The following is a 19640-nucleotide window of genomic DNA, read 5'->3' as shown; positions in this document are numbered from 1 at the left end:
ATGATGACGGCGCAGGGTTTTGACGGCGTTGAGCGGCGCGGACTGATGTTCGTCCTGTCGTCGCCCTCGGGCGCCGGCAAGACGACGCTGTCGCGCATGCTGCTCGAGCGCGAGCCGGGACTGAAGATGTCGGTGTCGGCGACGACACGGCCGATGCGGCCGGGCGAGGTCGATGGCCGCGACTATTTTTTCGTCGACAAGAAGAAGTTCGAGAGCATGGTCGAGCAGGGTGAACTGCTCGAATGGGCGACCGTGTTCGACAATCTCTACGGCACGCCGCGCGCTCCGGTCGAGGCGGCGCTAGCGGTCGGACAGGATGTGCTGTTCGACATCGACTGGCAGGGCACCCAACAGCTTCACCAGAAAGCCAGCGCCGACGTCGTGCGGGTGTTCATCCTGCCGCCGTCGGCCGCCGATCTCGAGAAGCGATTGCATACGCGGGCGCAGGATTCGGAAGAGGTCATCCGCGGACGGATGAACCGCGCCAGTCACGAGCTGAGCCACTGGGCGGAATACGACTACATCGTCGTCAACCAGAACGTCGACGACGCCTTTGCCGAGGTGCAGTCGATCCTGAAAGCCGAACGTCTCAAGCGCGAGCGCCGCACCGGCCTCACCGAATTCGTGCGTGGCCTGCAGCGTCAGCTCGAGAAATAGCCCGCGCGATCGTGATACGATCGCAACGGATCGCATCACGTCTCATTTTCTTATTCCAGAACCAGCACTAGTTCGCCGCGCTGCGCGCCAGCCGCTGCAGCATCGCCGCGATCTGCTTGTTGTCCTGCTCGGTCTGCCCGGGATCACGAGTCGCCTCACGGCGAGCAACCGGCGTCTCGGCGCGGCGCGGAACGGGGGTCTCCGCACGGCGCGGCGCTGCTTCCGACAGACGCAGCGGACGGTCACGGCCGACGACGGACATCGGTGGTGCCGGCTCGGTATGGAGAGAGTCCCAGGGCGCGCGCCACTCGTCGCTGATCTGGTAGGGTGGCGTCCGCGTGCGGGTCAGGCGGAACACCAGCGCGCTGACGAGGCCCGCGAGCGCCAGGGCGCCGACCATCACGATCAGCAGCATTTGCGTTGAGGACGAAGACTTCTCGGCGGAGGCCTCGGCCGTGGCGGGAGCGGCCGGTGCTGGCGCGGCCGCTTGTTGCGGCGTCGTGTCGGCCTGCGCGACCACGGTCGGCTGATCTGCCGCGTGCCTTGTGCCGTTGGTTCCGGCCATGCTCGATGCATCCAGCCACCTGGCGTTCACCTCCGACGGCTGGGCGTTGGCGCCGGCGGGCGCCGCCGGATCGGCCTGCGCTGCCACGCCGCTGGCCTGGGCTGCATCGGGGCCTGCCACTGGCGCGGCTGTGGCCTGCGGCGAGGGCCACTCGGCATGGGCATTGGCGACCGATTTGCGCATCGCGGGCGGCGGCACCACGGTCGCCGGCTGGCTCTGTGGCGACGTCGCGTCGGCGGTCGCGGTGTCCGGCGCCGCGGGCTGTTGCTGCGCGGTGGCGGGCTTGGCGACAACCTTGTTCCCGGCGTCACCGAGGTACCAGCACTTCTTCTTAGTGCTGCGGTCGAGGTGATAGAACCAGTGGCTTCCCGCCGGCGCGGTTCCCTTCGGCGCGGCCTGACAGGTGTCCGCCGTCTTGGCATCCGCCGTCTTGGCAGCTGCCGTGTTGGTGCTCGCGGTATTGGCGGCGGTCTGCGCCATGGCGCCGAAGCCGGCGCCCCCCAAGATGCTCGCGGCAAGCGCCGCAGCGAATTTCGCTGAACGATTTGACATACACGTCCCCGGTATTTCTTTTTTTACGCAAACGCTGGTGAAACCAATCTCGGCAAAGAGTTGGGTCGCAATGCGCCGCAAATCCGGAACGGGTAGGGCTTAATTGGGGCTCGCGGCGTGTCGCAATTGCGGCAAGCCGAAGGCCGAGGAACCGGCTTATTGGTTGCGCGCGGGGGACGACTAGTTGCTTTCGAGCACGTCGCTGAACAGCACGTAGCGCTGGCCGTTGAAGCGGACCAGACGCATTTGCTTGATCGGGCGCAGGTCGGTCGGAGAGGTCCGCAGCCGGATGCCGGGCAGCAGCAGCGGCAACTCCATATCGAGATGGGAAGCCTGCTTCATGACGTTCTCGCGCGTCAGGTCGTTGCCGCACTGCTTGAGGATCTGCACCACGGCGTAGCCGATGTTGTAGCCGTAGGGTGCGTAGTAGTCGCTCTTGTCGACATGCGGGTTGTACTTGTCCATCCAGACGTTCCAGGCCTGCATGGCGGGATCGTCCTTCCACTGCGGATCGGCAGGGTCCTTCTGATACGCAGCGGAGATCACGCCCTTGGCGGCCTCGAAACCCGCGGGACGGATCGCGCCCGCGATCGAGGAGCCGATGCTGGAGAGGAATTCCTGCGGGTGCCAGTCGATATCGTAGGCCTTGCGGATCGCCTGGGCCGCGAATTTCGGCACCGCGGCGATGAACAGCACGTTGGCGCCCGCGGCCTTCAGCGACACGATCTGCGAATCCACCGTGGGATCGCTGGTGTTGTAGGCCTGCTGCGACACGATCATCGTCGCAGCCTTGTCGCCGAGCCCGCGCTTGAAGCCGAGTATGTAGTCGCGACCCAGATCGTCGTTCTGCGCGAGGATGCCGATCCTGGCGTCAGGCAGCGTCGACAGGATGTACCTTGCGTAGATCTCGCCCTCGGACGCGTAATGCGGCGTCCAGCTCATCGTCCACGGATAATGCTCGGGATCGTTGAAGATCGTAGCTCCTGATCCGACGAAGAGATGCGGCACCTGCTTCTGGTTGATGTATTTGACCACTGCCATGTTGGGCGCGGTGCCGACCGGGTTGACGAGGAACAGCACCTCGTCGCTCTCGATCAGGCGGCGGATCTGCTCGACCGTCTTCGGCGGGCTGTAGGCATCGTCGAGGCTGATGAAATTGATCTTGCGGCCGTTGACGCCGCCCTGATCGTTGATCATCGCGAAATAGGCGGTGATCGAGACCGCGCCGGCCGAATAGGCCGACGCCGGGCCGCTATAGGGCGTCGTGGTGCCGATCTTGATGTCGCTGTCGGTGACGCCGGGCCCGTAACGCGTTTGCGCAAGGGCCGGCGTCACGGCGAGGGCGAGCGCCGCCCAGGCCTGGATCGTCGAACGTTTCTTCCTCATTCGCGTCCTCCCCCATTTTGGTCGGGCGAGGCCGGCAGGACGTCCTTGCTAGTTCTTCAGTACGATGCGTCCCACGACTTTTCCGGCCCGCAATTCATCGATCCATTTCTGGACGTCGGCCATCGGCTCTTCCTTCATCGGCGTCGGCTTGATCTTGCCGGCGCGGGCGAGCGCCATCAGTTCCTGGCCTTCGGCCAGTGTGCCGACCATGAAGCCTTCGATGGTCATGCGCTTGTACACCCACTGCACCATCGGCAGCGTGAACTGGCCGCCCATCAGGCCGGACACCACGATCTTGCCGCCGCGTGCCACCGTCGAGACCGCAAACGCCATCGACTTCTCGTTGCCGGCAAAGTCGACGACGCCGTCGAAACCGCCGTCGCTCTCCTTCAGCATGCGCTTGACGACGTCGGGCTCCGCCGGATCGTAGGCGGCCGCGGCGCCGTTCTTCAGCGCGGTCTCGCGCGCCGCCGGGCTGAGATCGGCAACCGTGATCGGCTGCTTGAACATCGCCTGCGCGAACGACAGGCCCATCATGCCGACGCCGCCGAGGCCGATCAGCAGCAGATTGCGCTGGCGCGGACGATCGACCAGGCGCTTCAGCGCGCCATAGGCGGTCACGCCGGAGCACATCAGCGTAGCGGCCTGGTTGACCGGCAGCGGATCGTAGTCGAGCAGGTACTTTGCGTCGGGCACCAGCACGTGGGTTGCGAAGCCGCCGTCGATGGAGACTCCGAGAAAGCGCTGCTTGACGCAGAGGTTCTCGTCGCCGGCGAGACAGTCGCGGCACTGGCCGCAGCCGATCCAGGGGAAGACGGCCTTCTTCGTTCCGACCAGATCGTTCGGCGCATCGGGACCGACCTCGTCGACCACGCCTGCGATCTCATGGCCGAGTGTGAAGGGCAGGGTCATGCCGCGGGTGGTGTCGAGCTTCTTGCCGCCGCCAAGGTCGGCGTAGCCGTCCTGAATGTGGAGATCGGAATGGCACAGGCCGCAGCGCTCGATGCGCACCAGCACCTCGCGTCCCTGGGGCTTCGGCGTGTCGACGATGGTTTCGCACAGCGGTGCATCGAATTTGACGAGGGATTGGCGAACCATGCGCGCCATTACGTTTTCTCCTGTTGTTCTATTTTGTGGACCGTATATCGGCCAATTCGCGCGCCATGGCAACAAAGCCCGCCACCGGAATGGTTTCGGCGCGGCGTGTCGCGTCGATATCGGCTGCGGCCGCAAGCCGCGCCGGATCGACCGACAGCGATTTCAGGCTCTGACGCAGCATCTTGCGGCGCTGGCCGAACGCGGCTGCGGCGACCTGCTCGAGCATGCGGCGGTCGCACGGCTCAGGCGCGGCGCGCGGAATCAGGCGGACCACCGAGGACGTGACCTTCGGTTGCGGCACGAAGGCCGCGGGCGAAATGTCGAACAGGATCTTGGTCTCGGCGCGCCAGTTGGCGAGCACCGCAAGCCGGCCATAGGCCTCCTCGTCCTCATGGGCTGTGATGCGTTCGGCGACCTCGCGCTGAAACATCAGCACCATGGTGTCGTACCAGGGCGGCCACGGCTCGACCGACAGCCAGTCGACCAACAGCTGGGTTGCGATGTTGTAGGGCAGGTTGGCGACGATCTTGGCCTTGCCGCCATGGAGCAAGGGACGGGGATCGAAATGCTGCGCGTCGCCATGCACGATCTCGATGCGGCCGGGGTAGCGCTTGACGATGTAGTCGAGCGCGGCAAGCGCCCGTTCGTCGCGCTCGATGGCGATCACGCGCCTCGCGCCCATCGCCAGCAGCGCGCGGGTCAGCCCGCCGGGGCCGGGCCCGACCTCGATCACGGTGCAGTCTTCCAGCGGGCCCGCGGCGCGCGCGATGCGCGCGGTGAGATTGAGATCGAGCAGGAAGTTCTGACCGAGCGATTTGCGCGCCGACAACGAATGCTCGCGAATGATGTCGCGCAGCGGCGGCAGATCGTCGATCGTACTCACTCAGCTTGACGCCGCGGCCATCCGCGCGGCGAGCCGCAGCGCGGCGATCAGGCTCGAGGGGTTGGCCTTGCCGGTGCCGGCGATGTCGAATGCAGTGCCGTGATCGGGCGACGTGCGGACGAAGGGCAGTCCCAGCGTGACGTTGACGGCGTCCTCGAACGCGACGGTCTTGATCGGGATCAGCGCCTGGTCGTGATACATGCAGATCGCGCAGTCATAGGTCTTGCGTGCGGCCGCGTGGAACATGGTGTCGGACGGCAGCGGGCCGCGGACGGCGATGCCGTCGCGGCGCAGGATATCGACCGCGGGTGCGACGATCTCGACATCTTCCATGCCGAGCGTGCCGTCTTCGCCGGCATGCGGGTTGAGGCCGGCGACGGCAAGCCGCGGCGAGGCGAGGCCGAACCGCGCCTTCATGTCGGCGACCACGATCCGCGCGGTCGACACGATCAGATCGGTCGACAATTGCGCCAGCGCCTCGCGGACCGACACATGGATGGTCACCGGGACGACGGCGAGCGCCGGCGACCACAGCATCATCACCGGCTGCGGCGCGGCCCCGCCGCGCGCGGCGAGCTCGGCGAGGAATTCGGTATGGCCGGGATGACGGAAGCCGGCGCGGTACAGCACGTTCTTGGCGATCGGATTGGTGACGACGGCGCTGGCCTTGCCGGCGGCGACATCGGCGACGGCCTGACGGATCGACGCCAGCGCGGCGTCCGCGCTCGTCCCGTCGGGTTTGCCCGGTTGCGCCGTCGCCGCCTTGCCGGTCGCAACGACGGGGAGGGCCCGTTCGAACGCCGCGGATGCCTCTTCAGTGCTGACCTCGGCAAGCTCCACCGCAAGCCCGAGCGTCTTGGCGCGCTCGGCCAGCGCCGCGGGGTCGCCGAGCAGGTAGAACGGCGGCAGATCGAGTTCGCGGCGGCGCAGCCATGCGGCGAGCGTGATGTCGGGGCCGATGCCTGCGGGCTCGCCGGATGTCAGTGCGAGAGGTTGAGCCATGCGTCAACGATAGTCGATCACCGCCCGCCTGGATATTCGATCATCGCGGCTTTTCGGACTTCCTGCAGGTAGGCCTTCGACTTCGCTTCGTACTTCTGCACGTACATCTTGTCCCGCATTTCACGCTTCTTGGGCGTGTCCACGGTGGTTGCCTTCCGGCCGCAGAGGGCGACCATCTCGATGCCCTGCTTGGTGAGTTCGGGAGGGGTGAGATGGCCGACCGGGGTCTTGTCCAGGATGTCGCGCAGCGACTGCGGCAGGTCCGCCGACGTCTTGACGACGATCTCGCGGATCGCGGCGTTGCGCATCGACTTGAAGAAGGTGTTGGCTTCCTCGCAGCTGGTCACGCGCTCGCGCAGGGAGTCGGCCTCCTTGCGGCGGCTCTCGAACTCGGATTGCGGCGAGCCGCGGGGCACGATCAGGACGATCGGCTGCATCCTGTACTCGAAAGCTTCCGCGTCGGCGGCCTCGCCGGTCTCCTTGACCGCGGTGGCGACGTCCTTTTCGCCAACCTGCAGGCTTTCCTTGAACCGGCCGCGGACCAGGCTGGTCCAGACCATGTCGGCCCTGATGCGCTGCTTGAGCGTGTCGGGGCGGATGCCCTTGCTCTCGAGCACCTTGGTCAGCTGATCGTTGTTCAGCCGCATCCGTTGCGCCATGCCGCCATAGGACTGTTCGATGTCGTTGGCGGTGGGATCGACGCCGAACTTCTTAGCTTCCTTGATCTTCAGCTTCTCGTCGATCAGCTCGTCGAGGATGGCCTTTCGATCGGGATTTTTGCCGCCGGTCAGGGCGTTCAGCTTGGCGCGCTGCTCGATGTCGAAATTGGTGATCGGTTCGCCATTGACCATCACGGCGATGGTCTGGGCGTGCAGGCGCGCACCGCACCCCAGCAGGAGGAAAAGAGCCAGCAAGGAGCTCAACACGAGCGAGTGGCGGCGCGTTGGCCGGCTAGCGGTTGTTGGTATGGTCATGTCAGCCGTTTAAACCAATTCAAGCCGGGGCCACAGGCCCGCGGGCAATACAAGCCCCCCTGATAGGCCCCTCACTCGCTACTGCATGCCAGCCGAACTGCTGGTCGTGGAGGTCTGGGCGATCGTCCGCAGCCCGATCTGGAACATGATCGCGTGGCTGAGAACGGGCGGCTGCGAACCGGCCTGGTAGGTATAGGACGTGACATAGTTGGCAGCCAGCACGAAGCAGTCGTCCACATAGCCCGCGCCCAAGGCATACTGGTTGATCTTGTTCGCTTCAAGATCCCAGCGCGCCGCACCCTGAACCACCCAGTTCGACGCCACCTTGATCGAACCGCTGGTGAGGATGCCCTCGCGGCGCGTCAAATAGCCGAGTTCCGGCTGCGCAGCGTAATCGCCATACGTCACGGCGACCGACCAGCGGTCGAAATTCGCGCTCGCCGTGGCCTCGAACCGGTTGATGTTCCAGGTCGCCTCATCCATCCGCGAGCGGACGCTGAAGGTGTAGGTGCGGTTGGGCGAATAGGCGAGGCTTGCGACGTAGTCCGAGCGCGGGTTCTGCAGGCCGGAGTCGATGCCGGTGTTGGTGACGTCGGCGACCGCGAACGAGTTCAGCCCGAACATCTGGTAGGACTGTCCGAACATCCCCTTGATGGCGCCGCCGTGGTCGAACTGCGTGGTGGCCTGCACGCCGACATTGGCGCGGCTGCCGCCCTCGACGCGGTCGTAGCCGGAGAACTTGTCGACTGCGAACAGATTGCTGGTATCGAACACCAGGCTCTGCGCGTCCTCGTTCGGAAGCTTGCCGGCATTGGGTTCGTTGGGCCGGATGATGACCTGCGCAATCGGCTCGACGGTGGTCGTGCCCCACGGCTGCACATTGATGAACGGGTAGCGGTATTCGAAGCCGACGGTCGGCATCAGGCGGACCGTCTGGGTGTCGCCGACCGGCAGGTAGTTGGAGACGCCCGGCTGGTTCGAGACGTCGGCGTTGATCGCATCGGCGCGGACGCTCGCGAACGGCGTCCAGATCTGGCCGAACGGATCGGTGTACGACTTACGCCACTGCGCCTCGGCCGTCAGCCTGGTGTAGGTGCCCGGCATGCCGCGCAGCAGGCACTGCGACGGCGTTCGCGCCATCGGATCGGCCGACGTGGTCGTGCACAACGGGTTAAGGGGGTTGCTGGCCGTCGTCGTGATCGGATCGAACACCGCGGTTTCGCGGGTCAGGTTGACGAAGTTCGTCTTGTAGCTGAACTCGCCGCCCAGGATATTCTGGTTGATCACGTTGTTGTAGTCGATCACCGGCGCGACCACCGGGACCTGGTTCTGGTTGCCCGAGTAGCTGAGATAATAGATCGCGCGCGCATCGAAGAAGCTGCGGTTGCCGACCCCGGTCAGATAGAGCTGCGAGATCGCTTCCGTCGGCAGCGACAGGAACGATCCGAACGGGTCCTTGTACTGGGCGAGCCGGTAGTCGGACATAAAGAAGTAGTCGGACAGCAGGACGCCGTCCCAGCCCCAGACCCATTTGTCGTTCAGCGCGAACTGGCCCTTGGTGTCGACGCCCCAGCGGAATTGGCGGTCGCCCGGCTGGCCGGTAAACTGTTTCTGGTCGAGCTGGTCGATGCCGTAAAGCCGGATCTGATAGGAGCCGTCAGCGAAGCGCTGGCGGAATTCGGTCTGCATCAGCACGCCCTGCTTGGACGTGATGCGCGGACTGAAGGTCGCGTCCATGTCGGGCGCGATCGCCCAATAATAGGGGATTTCGACGCCGTAGCCGAAAGCCGTGTAGCTGGTGAAGCCCGGCATCAGGAAGCCGCTCTTGCGCTTCACGGTCGGATCGGGCGTCGAGAAGTAGGGCAGATAGGCCATCGGAACGCCGAAGAACTCGAGCTGGGCGTTCTCGAAATAGAGCATCTTCTCGGTCTGGTTATGGATGATGCGCGCTCCCTTGACCTGCCAGAGCGGCGGCTTCTTCGGATCATCCTTACAGGGTGCGCAGGCGGTATAAACGCCGTTGTCGAACACCGTGTAATTGCCGCTGGACCGATCGGCGCGAGTCGCCGCCATGCGGGTCTGGTCTTCAGTATCGACGCGCAGCGAATCGACGAACCCGTCGCGGTAGTCGTCGCTGAGATCCAAGATGTTGGCGTAGGTGATCTTGCCTTCCGCATCGGTCATGCGGATGTTGCCTTCGGCATGAAGACGCTTGGTCTTCTGATCGTAGATGACCCTGTCGGCCTCGACGCTGGTGCCGTTGTAGAACATCTGGACGTTGCCGACCGCCGAGATGCGCGAGTTGTTGTAGTCGTAATCGACCTCGGTCGCCTGAACGAGCATCTGCCCGTCATTCTTGGCAGGCGGGCGGACCGGCTTCGGCGGACGCGGATTGTAGGTGAACGCCTGCGCGGCAGCCGGCGTCGACGTGACGACGTCGAACGCGCTGACCACGACGAACGCGGCGAAGAGAGCGGAAATCGAAACGCCAAACGCGGCCATGCGGCTCCGTTGACGGCGCAGGGCACTGCGCCGCCCGAATGCAGGCGACATCAACTGGCGGGCGGCGACACCAGCCACTACCCGTCCTCCTGGTACAGCAAGGCTAAGAAACCGGTGAGGCTACCCACGACGACGGGCAACCACGCCGCAGCGATGGGATGCATCAACTCAGCCTTGCTCAAATCTTCAGTTACTTTCGAAAGCACGTAGAGCAGAAAGCCTGCGCCCACGCCACTCAAAACCATCTTCTGCACGCCGCCCATCCGAAAGAAGCGGAGGCTCACAGAAGCCGCCAACATCACCATCGCAGCCAGCAAAAACGGCTGTGCGATGAGCTTGTGATACTGCAAGCGATAGCCAGCCGTCGCGAACCCTGAGCTCTCCGATGAGCGGATGTAGTTCGGCAGTTGCCAAAAGGACACAGTTTCGGGGGTGGAGAAACTGTTGCGCACCTGTGCCGGGGTGAGGGTGGTGGTCAAATAGAAGGTGTCCTGGTCCACCGGAGCCTTGTCGAGGGTGTATCGGCGTACTCCCGTGAACACCCAGCGGCCCTCTTCGAGCGTTGCTTCGCGGGCTTCGATTCGTTCCTTGAACTGCAACGCCGTATCGAATCGGAACACCGTGAGGCCGGTCAGCCGGACGCCCTGCTGTTCGCTGCGCGCCGCGTTGATGATCGCCTGGCCCTCGTCATTGATCTGGTTGAGCCAGAAGCCCGATGCGTCCTGAATGCCGCCGCCCGGCGCCGAGCCGAACAGTTCGGCCTCCATTCGCTTGGAGAGCTCGCGCAGATTGGCCGACACCGGATTGTAGGCGGTGGTCGCAAAGATGCCGAGCACGATCGCGCTGGCCAGCGCCGGCGAGATGAATTGCCAGGCCGAAACGCCGGCGGCGCGCGCCACGACGAGCTCCAGCCGTCGCGACAATGCGAGATAACAGGTCATCGCGCCGATCAGCACGCAGAACGGCATCAGCTTTTCGAGCAATTGCGGCACGCGGAACAGCGAGGTCTCGGCGACGGTGATGGCGGAGGCTCCGACCAGGCCGGACGTCTTGCGCACCATCTCGATATAGTCGACCAGCACGAGCAGCACGAAGATGCCCGCGAACACGCCGACCGCCGCGATCACGAATCGGCCGGCGAAATAGCGGCCGAGCGTATTTGTGACCATGCTCATGCGGTTGCCGGCCTCCGGAAGAGGCGCGCAATGCGCTCGTTGTTCCTGTTGATGGCTTCCATCAGCCGCGGCGGCGGCTCGACGACCACGCCGCCGACGATCATCCAGAGGCCGACGCCGATGCCGCCAAACAGCATCAGGTACTGCACGAGCGCTGCGATCGGCGTTTTCACCGCCATCACCGAGCAGGCGAATCCGACCATGCGCAGGCCGAACACCGCAAACACCGAGCCGCCGATCGAGAAATTGCGGCTCTGGCGCGTGGTGCGCGGCGCGCCGAGAAACGCAAAAGTGAGGGCCGCGAACGCGAACGGATAGATCGGTGCCATGAAGCGATCATGCAGCTCCGCGAAGAACTGGCCCGACAGCTGCTGATAGGTCTGATCGTTCTCGTCCGGCCACATCAGCTCCCAGAGGTAGCGCTCGCGAATTCCGAGCGTGACGTCGCGCCCTTGCGAGAATTTCGACATGTCGAACGCGTAGCGCTGAAACACCACCAGCGTCGGATCGCGCTTGCCGACTTCGAATCGCTCGAGATTGCCGTCCTCCAGCACGAGATACGAGCCGCTCTCGTTCTTCAGCACGGTGCCGTGATCGGCGACGATGGTGACGCGCTGCTGCGGATCGCGGCGATCGTCGACGAAAACGCCGCCGAGCACGCCGCCGGGCAGGCGCTCGCGGATCCGAATCGTCAGGTTCTGGTCGAGCTGGGCGAAGCGGCCCGGCTGCAGGATGTTGGTCAGGACGTCGGCGGTGATCTCGGCATCCCACTGCTTGATCCGGCGCATGCCGTCGGGAGCGAGATAGGCGCCGATGAAGGCGACCAGTGCCGCCACCACGCAGGTGGCATAGAAGAATGGGTAGAACAGCCGAAACGGCGAGAAGCCGGCCGCGTTCATGACGATGATCTCGGAATCGGTCGCGAGCTTGTTCAGCGTGTGCGAGATCGCGATCATCAGCGCGATCGGGGCGATGATCAGGACGAGGGCAGGGATCACGAGGCCGGTGATGCCGAGGAAGGTGAGGATGGTCTGACCCTGGCTGGTCATCAGGTCGATGCCGCGCAACGCCTGGGTAATCCAGATCACCCCGGTGAGGCTGACCAGGACAAGCGCAAACGACGCCAGCGTCGTTTTGAAGATGTACTTGTCGACCGACCCCATCGCTACCGCACGACCCCTACGTCCCCCATGGCGCAACCAAACGCACGGCTTTCGACCAATCCCGTCAACCCGGGTTCCCCTATGGTCGAGCCGCGGACCCGTCCGGCTCACTCTCTGTTCACACTCTCACTACCATCCCTTTGATCCGTCAACAAAATGGCCGGGCCAAGGCACGCTTAATTTATGGTTAATTAATCGCTTTTGTGGCCTTCCGGCCACTCCGGCGCTTGGCAGCGGCGCAACCGGCGGGTCATAGTGTGACACAAGCCCGGTCCGGGGCGTTCCGGACCGCCATCGCAATGCTCGCCCCGTGTGCCGGAAGGACCGTCTCAGGTCCGAGCAACACCCTGAGTTCTGGAGGATTTTCCTATGTCCGACGCCGTCAAGGTCGGCTTTGTCCCATTCTCCGCGTCCGCTCGCGGCATCCTGGTCGCCTTTTGCGACGAGCAATTGAAGCTGGGAGCCGCCACAAGGAAGGCGCTGGGAGCCGCCGCGGACACGGTCAAGCGGGCTGCCGCCGCCAACCAGTTCAAGGGCAAGAGCGGGGCAGCCCTGGACATCCTGGCGCCGGAGGGAATCAAGGTCGACCGGCTGATCGTGATCGGCACCGGCAAGGCGGCCGACCTCAAGGAGAAGGATCTTCTCAAATTCGGCGGCGTAGTGGCCGGCAAGCTCAATGCCGGCAGCGCCGCGATGACCGTTCTCGCGGAACTGCCCGATGCTGCAATGACCGCTGCCCAGGCCGCCACGATTGCCACCGGCATCCGCCTGCGCGCCTACAAGTTCGACCGCTACAAGACCAAGAAGAAGGACGGCGAGGACGGCGCCGTGCGGGCCGACGTCTCGATCGCGGTCGACGACGTCGCTGCTGCGAAGAAGGCGTTCGCACCCGAATCGTCGATCGTCGACGGCGTGAATCTGGCGCGTGAGCTCGTCAACGAGCCGCCGAACGTGCTGTACCCCGAGGAGTTCGCGCGCCGCGCCAGCCAGCTCCGCAAGCTCGGCGTCACCGTCGAGGTCCTCGACGTCAAGGCGATGACCAAGCTCGGCATGGGTGCGCTGCTCGGCGTCGGGCAGGGCTCGGTGCGGCCGAGCCGCACCGTGATCATGCGCTGGAACGGCGGCAAGAAGAGCGAGGCGCCGGTCGCGTTCGTCGGCAAGGGCGTCTGTTTCGACACCGGCGGCATCTCGATCAAGTCGGCCGGCGGCATGGAGGATATGAAGGGTGACATGGGCGGCGCAGCCTGCGTCGTCGGGCTGATGCACGCGCTCGCGGCGCGCAAGGCCCGGGTCAACGCCGTCGGCGCCATCGGCCTCGTCGAGAACATGCCCGACGGCAATGCACAGCGTCCGGGCGACATCGTCACCTCGATGTCCGGCCAGACCATCGAAATCATCAACACCGACGCCGAAGGGCGCCTCGTGCTCGCCGACGTGCTCTGGTACGTCGCCAAGAAGTGCAAGCCGAAGTTCATGGTCGATTTGGCAACGCTGACCGGCGCGATCATGGTCGCGCTCGGCACCGATCACGCCGGCATGTTCTCCAACAATGACGAGCTCGCCGAACGCCTCGCGAAGGTCGGCCTGGAGACCGGGGAGAAGGTGTGGCGCATGCCGCTTGGTCCCGAATACGACAAGCAGATCGATTCGCAATTCGCCGACATGAAGAACACCGGCGGGCGCAACGGCGGTTCGATCACGGCGGCGCAATTCCTGCAGCGCTTCGTCGACGGCACGCCCTGGGCCCATCTCGACATTGCCGGCACCGCGATGGGCGCGCCGAAGACCGAGATCAACCAGAGTTGGGGTTCGGGTTACGGCGTCCGGCTGCTCGAGCGGCTCGTCTCCGAATATTACGAAGCCAAGAAGTAGAGTGTCAGCCGTCGCATGACCGAGGTTCTGTTCTACCATCTGCAGAACATGACGCTGGAGAGCGTCTTGCCGCCGCTGCTTGAGAAGTCACTCGAGCGCGGCTGGCGCGTGGTCGTGCAATCGACGTCGCAGGAGCGCGCTGAGACGCTCGACGCGCATCTGTGGACCTACAGCGACGATTCATTCCTGCCGCACGCGAGCGCGCGGGTTGCCGACGCGCAGGACCAGCCCATCATCCTGTCGATCGAGGAAGATAATCCGAACCGGGCCAATGTCCGATTCCTGGTCGACAACGCGGCGCTGCCGGCCGACTGCGACAGCTACGAGCGGGTGGTCCTGGTGTTCAACGGCGACGATCCCGACGCGGTGGCCGCGGCGAGGGCGAGCTGGACCGCCTGCAAGGCACGGGGCTTCGAGGTCACTTATTGGCAGACCGACGAGCGGGGACGCTGGCAGCGGCGCCAATAGCGATATCGACTAATTAATGATAATTCGACGTTTCTCTGGGTTTCCTGAGGCGGGTCACGGTCATGCCGCAAAGTGATGTTCGGACAAGCCCTTAGGTAAAGGGGTTAGGAGCCTTGTCGATCGTGCGAGACGGAACATTCAGTCGGAAATCGCTGCTGGCCCTGCTGGTGCTTGCACCTGGCCTTGCCGGTTGCTCGGGGGCATCCGACATTTTCTCGCGCGATGCAGACTGGTTCTCCCGGCCCGGGCGGGTGTTCATCCGCAACATCTCGATCGAATCGCCGCCGCTGACGCCGGACAAGCCGGTGACCAACGATGACCTCGTCAGTGCCGACGGAAGCTGTCCTGGCATGGCGCCGCCGCCGGGCGCTGCCGATGCGAACGCGCAGGCTCCCGGTGCCCCGCCGCCGCAGCCGACCGGCGGCAGTGTCGCACTCGGCCATACCGAATGCGACGTCGTGCGCGGCATCGGCGCCCCCGACAGCGTGAATCTGTCGAACGGACCTGGCGGCGAACGCGTCGCGGTGGTGACCTGGTCGCGTGGCGCACGCGCCGGCATCTATACGTTCTCCGGGGGGCGCCTTACGTCCGTCGAACGCGGTCCCGATGCTGCGCCGGAGCCGAAGGTCGCGAAGCCGGCGAAGAAGAAGCCGAAGAAGCCGGCGCCAACCTCGAACGGCTGAGCCGTTTTTGTCGCAGCGGCAGGTCGATGCTTGCATGCGCGGGCATGACATCGGAAGAATGAGAGCCCACGCTCCCTCGACGCGTCGTCCCTGCCTAGTGCGCAATTGCGCACAGGAGCAGGGACCCATACCCCGCGGCGGATGTGGTTGACGGGACTCGTCGTTCGACGATCGCGCAACAATGACCATCTGTGGTTATGGGTCCCTGCTTTCGCAGGGACTACACCGAACATGCGGCTCTGCCCGGCGGGTCAAATCTAGTTCGCTGCCTCGTCGAGTTCGGCGCTGGCTTCCAGCCATTCTTCCTCGGCGCGTTGCAGCGCGCTCTCGGCGCCGGCGCGCGCCTTGGTCAGCTGTGCAGCCTGCTTGGGATCGCGCGTGAAAATATCGGGCAGCGCGAGCGCGGTGTCGATCTTGGCGATGATGCCGTTGATGCGCTCGATCTCGCTCTCGGCCTGCGCGATCCGCTGCCTCGGTGAAACGCGCCTTTCATTGCGGATGCGCTCGGGCTTTGCGGCGATCTCCCTGGCGCGCTCGCGCGAGGCCGTGCGTCCGTCATTGGCCGACAGGATCATGCGGCGATATTCGTCGAGATCGCCGTCATAGGCCGTCACGGTCTGGTTCGCCACGACCCACAACCGGTCGGCGCAGGCCTCGATCAGATAGCGATCGTGCGAGACCATGATGATGGCGCCGGGGAATTCGTTGATCGCCTCCGCCAGCGCCGCGCGGCTGTCGATGTCGAGATGGTTGGTCGGCTCATCCAGGATGATCATGTTGGGGCCGTAGAACGTCGCAAGCCCGAGCAGCAGCCGCGCCTTCTCGCCGCCCGACAGGCTCCTCACCAGCGTGTCGCCGGCCTTGCCGGAGAAGCCGATCGCGCCGACGCGGGCGCGCACCTTGCTCTCCGGCGCCTCGGGCATCAGCTTGCGGATGTGATCATAGGGCGAGCCGTCGAGATTGAGCTCGTCGACCTGGTGCTGGGCGAAATAGCCGACCGACAGCTTGTCCGCTTTGGTGATCCTCCCCGAGAACGGCGCGAGCTTGCCCGCCAAGAGCTTGACCAGTGTCGACTTGCCGTTGCCGTTGGAGCCGAGCAGCGCGATGCGGTCGTCGGTATCGACGCGCAGCGTCACGCGGTTGAGCACCGGCTTGCCCGGCTCGTAGCCGACCGAGACGTCATCGACCGCAATGATCGGCGGCGACAGCAACTTCTCCGGCGCCGGAAAGGAGATCTCGTGAACGTCCTGGGTCACCAGCGCGGTGATCGGCTTCATCCGCTCCAGCATTTTGACGCGCGACTGCGCCTGCCGCGCCTTGGAGGCCTTGGCCTTGAAGCGGTCGACGAAGTCCTGCAGGCGCTTGCGCTCATCGGCCTGCCGCTTGGCGTGCTTGGCATCGAGCAGTTCGCGCGCGGCGCGTTGTTCCTCGAAGGAGGAATAGGTGCCCTTGTAGAGCGTCAACCTGCCGCGATCGAGGTGCAGGATCTGATCGACCGAAGTATCCAGCAGATCGCGGTCGTGGCTGATCACGATCACCGTGCGCGGATAGTTGGCGAGGTGGTTCTCGAGCCACAACGTGCCTTCGAGATCGAGATAGTTGGTCGGTTCGTCCAGCAGCAGCAGGTCGGGCGCGGAGAACAGCGTCGCTGCCAGCGCCACGCGCATGCGCCAGCCGCCGGAGAATTCCGCGCACGGCCGCGCCTGGTCTGCGGTCGAGAAGCCGAGGCCGGAGAGGATTGCCGCGGCGCGGGCAGGGGCGGAGTGGGCGTCTATGTCGACCAGCCGGGTCTGGATCTCGGCGATCCGATGCGGGTCGTGCGCAGTCTCGGCCTCGCGCAGCAGCGCGTCGCGCTCGAGGTCGGCCTTCAGCACGACATTGATCAGGCTTTCCGGTCCGTCGGGCGCTTCCTGCGCCAGGCTGCCGATGCGCCAGCGCGGCGGCAGCGCGATGCTGCCGCTCTCGGTCGGGAGGTCGCCGCGGATGGCATGAAACAGCGTCGATTTGCCGACGCCGTTGCGGCCGACAAATCCGACGCGGGCTCCGGGCACAATTTGCACAGAACTGTGATCAATCAGCAGCCGTCCGGCGATCCGGATTGAAATGTCAGTGATGGAGAGCATGCAGCGTTGTCACCGGACCCGCTGCCAAACGCAACCCGTCTGTTGGTAAAATCTGTCCGGGCGACGGCCCCGAAAACGCATTTGGGCTGCCGGTCAGCCCAAAACATCTAATGGTGATCGCTTTCCCGTCGCTGCATCTCGTCGAGGAGCTGCTGCAGGCGGGACGACAGCGTGGGCTCCGGCCGCATGCTTTGCTGAAGCCGTTCACCCACGGCATCGCAAATGTATCGGCAGGTCTTGTGATCGATCTGATCTGGATCGTTGTCGATCTTGCTCATTGTCATTGTCATGGCAGGTCTCTTGTCTCTCGGAATGCTTCTTGGCGAGTTCCACCTCGCGTGTTCGAGTGATCGTTGCCATGACAAGTCGCGACCCCGAATTTGGTTTCCGCGCCGCCTTACTCTCGCCTCGAGGTGGTGAGGCGCATCATCCGGTTGGGTTCCCCGGCCAGAAAAAAGCCCCGGCGCGAGGCCGGGGCTGAGTTCAGTCAGGGGAGCAGGCGATAGAGTTGATGGATCAGTAGCAGCGATTGACCAGGCGCCAGCGGGGACCCCATGGGGTCGGTACCACGCGGCGCACATAGCAGCCGCCGTAGCCATATCCGTAACCGCCGTAATAGGCCGGACCTCCGACGATGACGCGCGGGCCACCCCACCAGCCGTGGTGCCATCCACCGTGCCAGCCGCCATGCCAACCGCCCCAGGCAGAGGCGGAGGTCGGGGCGAGCGCGGCGGCGCCGAGCGAAATTGCGGCAATGGCGGCAAGCGAAATCTTGCGTAACATGATCGTCTCCTCGAGCTATGGGCGCGCGCGGCGCGCCCGCGGTGACATCGTTTCCCGAGACGTCCTGTGAGGCTTGCGGATGGGGGGCCAGCAAGGCGTCCGATCAGTGGAGAGCCTATGCGCCTGGAGCTGAACGGCAGCGGCACGGCGCCGACAGAATGGGTTCACCTAGGTGAAATCGCGGTAAGCCAGCCAAGCCGCGCCTGTCCGAAGACCGTCTCGGCGACGGTTTTCGCCGCGAAAATCCATCAAAACTAAAGGCTAACGCGTCACAGGGTCGCTTGCCGTTACCCCATCGCGCCGATATAAGCCCCGGCAACTCCCAGCCACCGTTTACAAGGACGAAATCATGGCGATTGAACGCACCTTTTCGATCATCAAGCCCGATGCCACCGAGCGCAACCTGACCGGCGCGGTCAATGCGGTGATCGAAAAGGCGGGCCTGCGGGTCGTGGCGCAGAAGCGCATCCAGATGACCCGCGGCCAGGCCGAGACCTTCTACGCCGTCCACAAGGCGCGCCCGTTCTTCGGCGAGCTGGTCGACTTCATGACCTCCGGTCCGGTTGTGGTCCAGGTGCTGGAAGGCGAGGGCGCCATCCTGAAGTATCGCGACGTGATGGGCGCGACCGATCCGTCGAAGGCCGCCGAAGGCACCATCCGCAAGCTCTATGCGAAGTCGATCGGCGAGAACTCGGTGCACGGTTCGGACGCGCCGGAGACCGCGGTGATCGAGATCGCGCAGTTCTTCGCCGGTAACGAAATCGTCGGCTAACGACGTACAACTGAAAGTGACACGGTCTCCCTAAGGAGACCGTGTCGAAATAGACTGGGGTGCGGCGGACGACCGCCGCCAGGGGCGGCCGCAAGGCCGAATAGGACTCGCTGTGGACTGGCTGTGGCAGATCTTTGATCCGGCGTACATCGGCGCGTTCTTCACCGAGTTCAAGAACGAGATGGCGACGCCGACCTTCTGGGTCGCCGTCGGCAAGATCATCTGGATCAACGTGCTGCTGTCGGGCGACAACGCGCTCGTGATCGCGATGGCCTGCCGCGGGCTCGCGCCGCGCCAGCGTCTGTGGGGCATGATTCTCGGCGCCGCCGCGGCGGTGCTGCTGCGCGTCATCTTCACCGGCATCGTCGCCAGCCTGATGGAGCTGCCCTACCTCAAGCTGGTCGGCGGACTGGCGCTGATCGTGATCGCCGCCAAGCTCCTGGTGCCGGAGCAGGAGGACGAGGACAGCGTGCATGCGGCCTCGCATCTGTGGGCCGCGGTTCAGATCGTCGTGGTCGCCGACATCGTGATGAGCCTCGACAATGTGATCGCGGTGGCGGCGGCCGCCAATGGCAGCGTGCCGCTGCTGGTGCTCGGCCTTGCGATCAGCGTTCCCCTGATCGTTGCCGGCGCGGCGCTGATCATGGCGCTGCTCACCAAGCTGCCGATCCTGGTCTGGGCCGGTGCGGCGCTGCTCGGCTGGATCGCGGGTGACGTCATCGCGACCGATCCGGCCGTGCATCCGAAGCTCGATGCGCTGTTCGCCGGACCGCTCGGCGCCAGGCTCGATTCCTGGCTGACGTCGATCGGGATGTCGCCGCAATTCGCGCATGGCGGCAGCGGCGGCGAGATCACGCTCGCGGTGCTCGGCATCGTCGTGGTGCTGGTGATCGGGTCGCTCTGGCGCCGCCACGCGCTCAGGAAGGCCAAGCACGCCGCCAAGGCGGCGTGAGCGGAAAGCGTTATCGAGCGAAGTGGACGC

At 64.9% G+C, this 19640-nt stretch carries 19 protein-coding genes; 7 read left to right on the top strand and 12 right to left on the bottom strand.

Translation table 11 applies throughout. The features are described 5' to 3' along the window. The first annotated feature begins 3 nt into the window (after positions 1–3). Positions 4–657, top strand: a complete 654-nt coding sequence (gene gmk / locus FBZ93_RS02075; protein WP_208763947.1) for a guanylate kinase — start codon at positions 4–6, stop codon at positions 655–657. 67 nt (positions 658–724) lie between these two features. Here the strand turns inward: gmk and FBZ93_RS02070 are convergent, their stop codons facing one another. From FBZ93_RS02070 to lptF, 9 genes are all read right to left on the bottom strand, one after another. Next, positions 725–1774 carry a hypothetical protein gene (locus FBZ93_RS02070; protein WP_146984323.1) on the bottom strand — a complete coding sequence of 350 codons (1050 nt, stop codon included), beginning with the start codon at positions 1772–1774 and terminating at the stop codon, positions 725–727. Positions 1775–1954: 180 nt separating this feature from the next. Further along, entirely contained in the window at positions 1955–3160 is a 1206-nt protein-coding gene (locus FBZ93_RS02065) for an ABC transporter substrate-binding protein (protein ID WP_146984322.1), read from the bottom strand. Positions 3161–3208: 48 nt separating this feature from the next. Beyond that, positions 3209–4267, bottom strand: coding sequence for an alcohol dehydrogenase (locus FBZ93_RS02060; protein WP_146984321.1), 1059 nt, complete (start codon positions 4265–4267; stop codon positions 3209–3211). A gap of 19 nt (positions 4268–4286) precedes the next feature. Further along, the gene (gene rsmA / locus FBZ93_RS02055) at positions 4287–5141 is read right to left on the bottom strand and encodes a 16S rRNA (adenine(1518)-N(6)/adenine(1519)-N(6))-dimethyltransferase RsmA (protein WP_146984320.1); all 855 of its coding nucleotides are present in this window, start codon (positions 5139–5141) and stop codon (positions 4287–4289) included. Beyond that, the gene (pdxA, locus tag FBZ93_RS02050; protein ID WP_146984319.1) at positions 5142–6143 is read right to left on the bottom strand and encodes a 4-hydroxythreonine-4-phosphate dehydrogenase PdxA; all 1002 of its coding nucleotides are present in this window, start codon (positions 6141–6143) and stop codon (positions 5142–5144) included. A gap of 17 nt (positions 6144–6160) precedes the next feature. Further along, positions 6161–7117, bottom strand: a complete 957-nt coding sequence (locus FBZ93_RS02045) for a SurA N-terminal domain-containing protein (protein ID WP_146984318.1) — start codon at positions 7115–7117, stop codon at positions 6161–6163. 78 nt (positions 7118–7195) lie between these two features. After that, positions 7196–9619 (bottom strand): LPS-assembly protein LptD, encoded by a 2424-nt coding sequence (locus FBZ93_RS02040; RefSeq protein ID WP_146984317.1) that lies wholly within the window; start codon positions 9617–9619, stop codon positions 7196–7198. A 77-nt stretch (positions 9620–9696) separates the two neighbouring features. Beyond that, positions 9697–10794, bottom strand: coding sequence for an LPS export ABC transporter permease LptG (gene lptG, locus FBZ93_RS02035; RefSeq protein WP_074126175.1), 1098 nt, complete (start codon positions 10792–10794; stop codon positions 9697–9699). Next, entirely contained in the window at positions 10791–11957 is a 1167-nt protein-coding gene (gene lptF, locus FBZ93_RS02030) for an LPS export ABC transporter permease LptF (protein WP_146984316.1), read from the bottom strand. Before lptF ends, lptG begins: the two co-directional genes overlap by 4 nt. A 369-nt stretch (positions 11958–12326) precedes the next feature. Between lptF and FBZ93_RS02025 the strand changes: the two genes are divergently transcribed. From FBZ93_RS02025 to FBZ93_RS02015, 3 genes are all read left to right on the top strand, one after another. After that, a complete protein-coding gene (locus FBZ93_RS02025) occupies positions 12327–13829 on the top strand; it encodes a leucyl aminopeptidase (RefSeq protein ID WP_146984315.1) in 1503 nt (500 codons plus the stop codon). 15 nt (positions 13830–13844) lie between these two features. Continuing rightward, the gene (locus tag FBZ93_RS02020; RefSeq protein ID WP_146984314.1) at positions 13845–14297 is read left to right on the top strand and encodes a DNA polymerase III subunit chi; all 453 of its coding nucleotides are present in this window, start codon (positions 13845–13847) and stop codon (positions 14295–14297) included. Between the two features lie 113 nt (positions 14298–14410). After that, positions 14411–14980 carry a hypothetical protein gene (locus FBZ93_RS02015; RefSeq protein WP_128971599.1) on the top strand — a complete coding sequence of 190 codons (570 nt, stop codon included), beginning with the start codon at positions 14411–14413 and terminating at the stop codon, positions 14978–14980. Between the two features lie 257 nt (positions 14981–15237). On the opposite strand, the gene FBZ93_RS02010 is transcribed toward FBZ93_RS02015, so the two are convergent. The 3 genes from FBZ93_RS02010 to FBZ93_RS02000 all read right to left on the bottom strand — a co-directional run bounded on the left by FBZ93_RS02010 (position 15238) and on the right by FBZ93_RS02000 (position 17886). Further along, positions 15238–17103, bottom strand: coding sequence for an ABC-F family ATP-binding cassette domain-containing protein (locus FBZ93_RS02010; RefSeq protein ID WP_146984313.1), 1866 nt, complete (start codon positions 17101–17103; stop codon positions 15238–15240). A gap of 107 nt (positions 17104–17210) precedes the next feature. Beyond that, on the bottom strand, positions 17211–17381 hold the full coding sequence (locus tag FBZ93_RS02005; protein WP_167528877.1) for a hypothetical protein: 171 nt from the start codon (positions 17379–17381) through the stop codon (positions 17211–17213). Between the two features lie 238 nt (positions 17382–17619). After that, positions 17620–17886 (bottom strand): hypothetical protein, encoded by a 267-nt coding sequence (locus tag FBZ93_RS02000; protein WP_050627571.1) that lies wholly within the window; start codon positions 17884–17886, stop codon positions 17620–17622. A 117-nt stretch (positions 17887–18003) separates the two neighbouring features. Between FBZ93_RS02000 and FBZ93_RS40460 the strand changes: the two genes are divergently transcribed. The 3 genes from FBZ93_RS40460 (at position 18004) to FBZ93_RS01990 (ending at position 19610) form a co-directional block, all read left to right on the top strand. Then, on the top strand, positions 18004–18144 hold the full coding sequence (locus FBZ93_RS40460) for a hypothetical protein (protein ID WP_167528876.1): 141 nt from the start codon (positions 18004–18006) through the stop codon (positions 18142–18144). 91 nt (positions 18145–18235) lie between these two features. Further along, positions 18236–18658, top strand: coding sequence for a nucleoside-diphosphate kinase (gene ndk / locus FBZ93_RS01995; protein ID WP_050425938.1), 423 nt, complete (start codon positions 18236–18238; stop codon positions 18656–18658). 112 nt (positions 18659–18770) lie between these two features. Continuing rightward, entirely contained in the window at positions 18771–19610 is an 840-nt protein-coding gene (locus FBZ93_RS01990) for a TerC family protein (protein ID WP_146984311.1), read from the top strand. Positions 19611–19640: the final 30 nt, after the last annotated feature.

It is taken from the genome of Bradyrhizobium macuxiense (assembly GCF_007993935.1).
GTDB lineage: Bacteria > Pseudomonadota > Alphaproteobacteria > Rhizobiales > Xanthobacteraceae > Bradyrhizobium > Bradyrhizobium macuxiense_A.
Note: the sequence above shows the minus strand (reverse complement) of the source record. Positions and strands in the feature narration are given on the sequence as shown.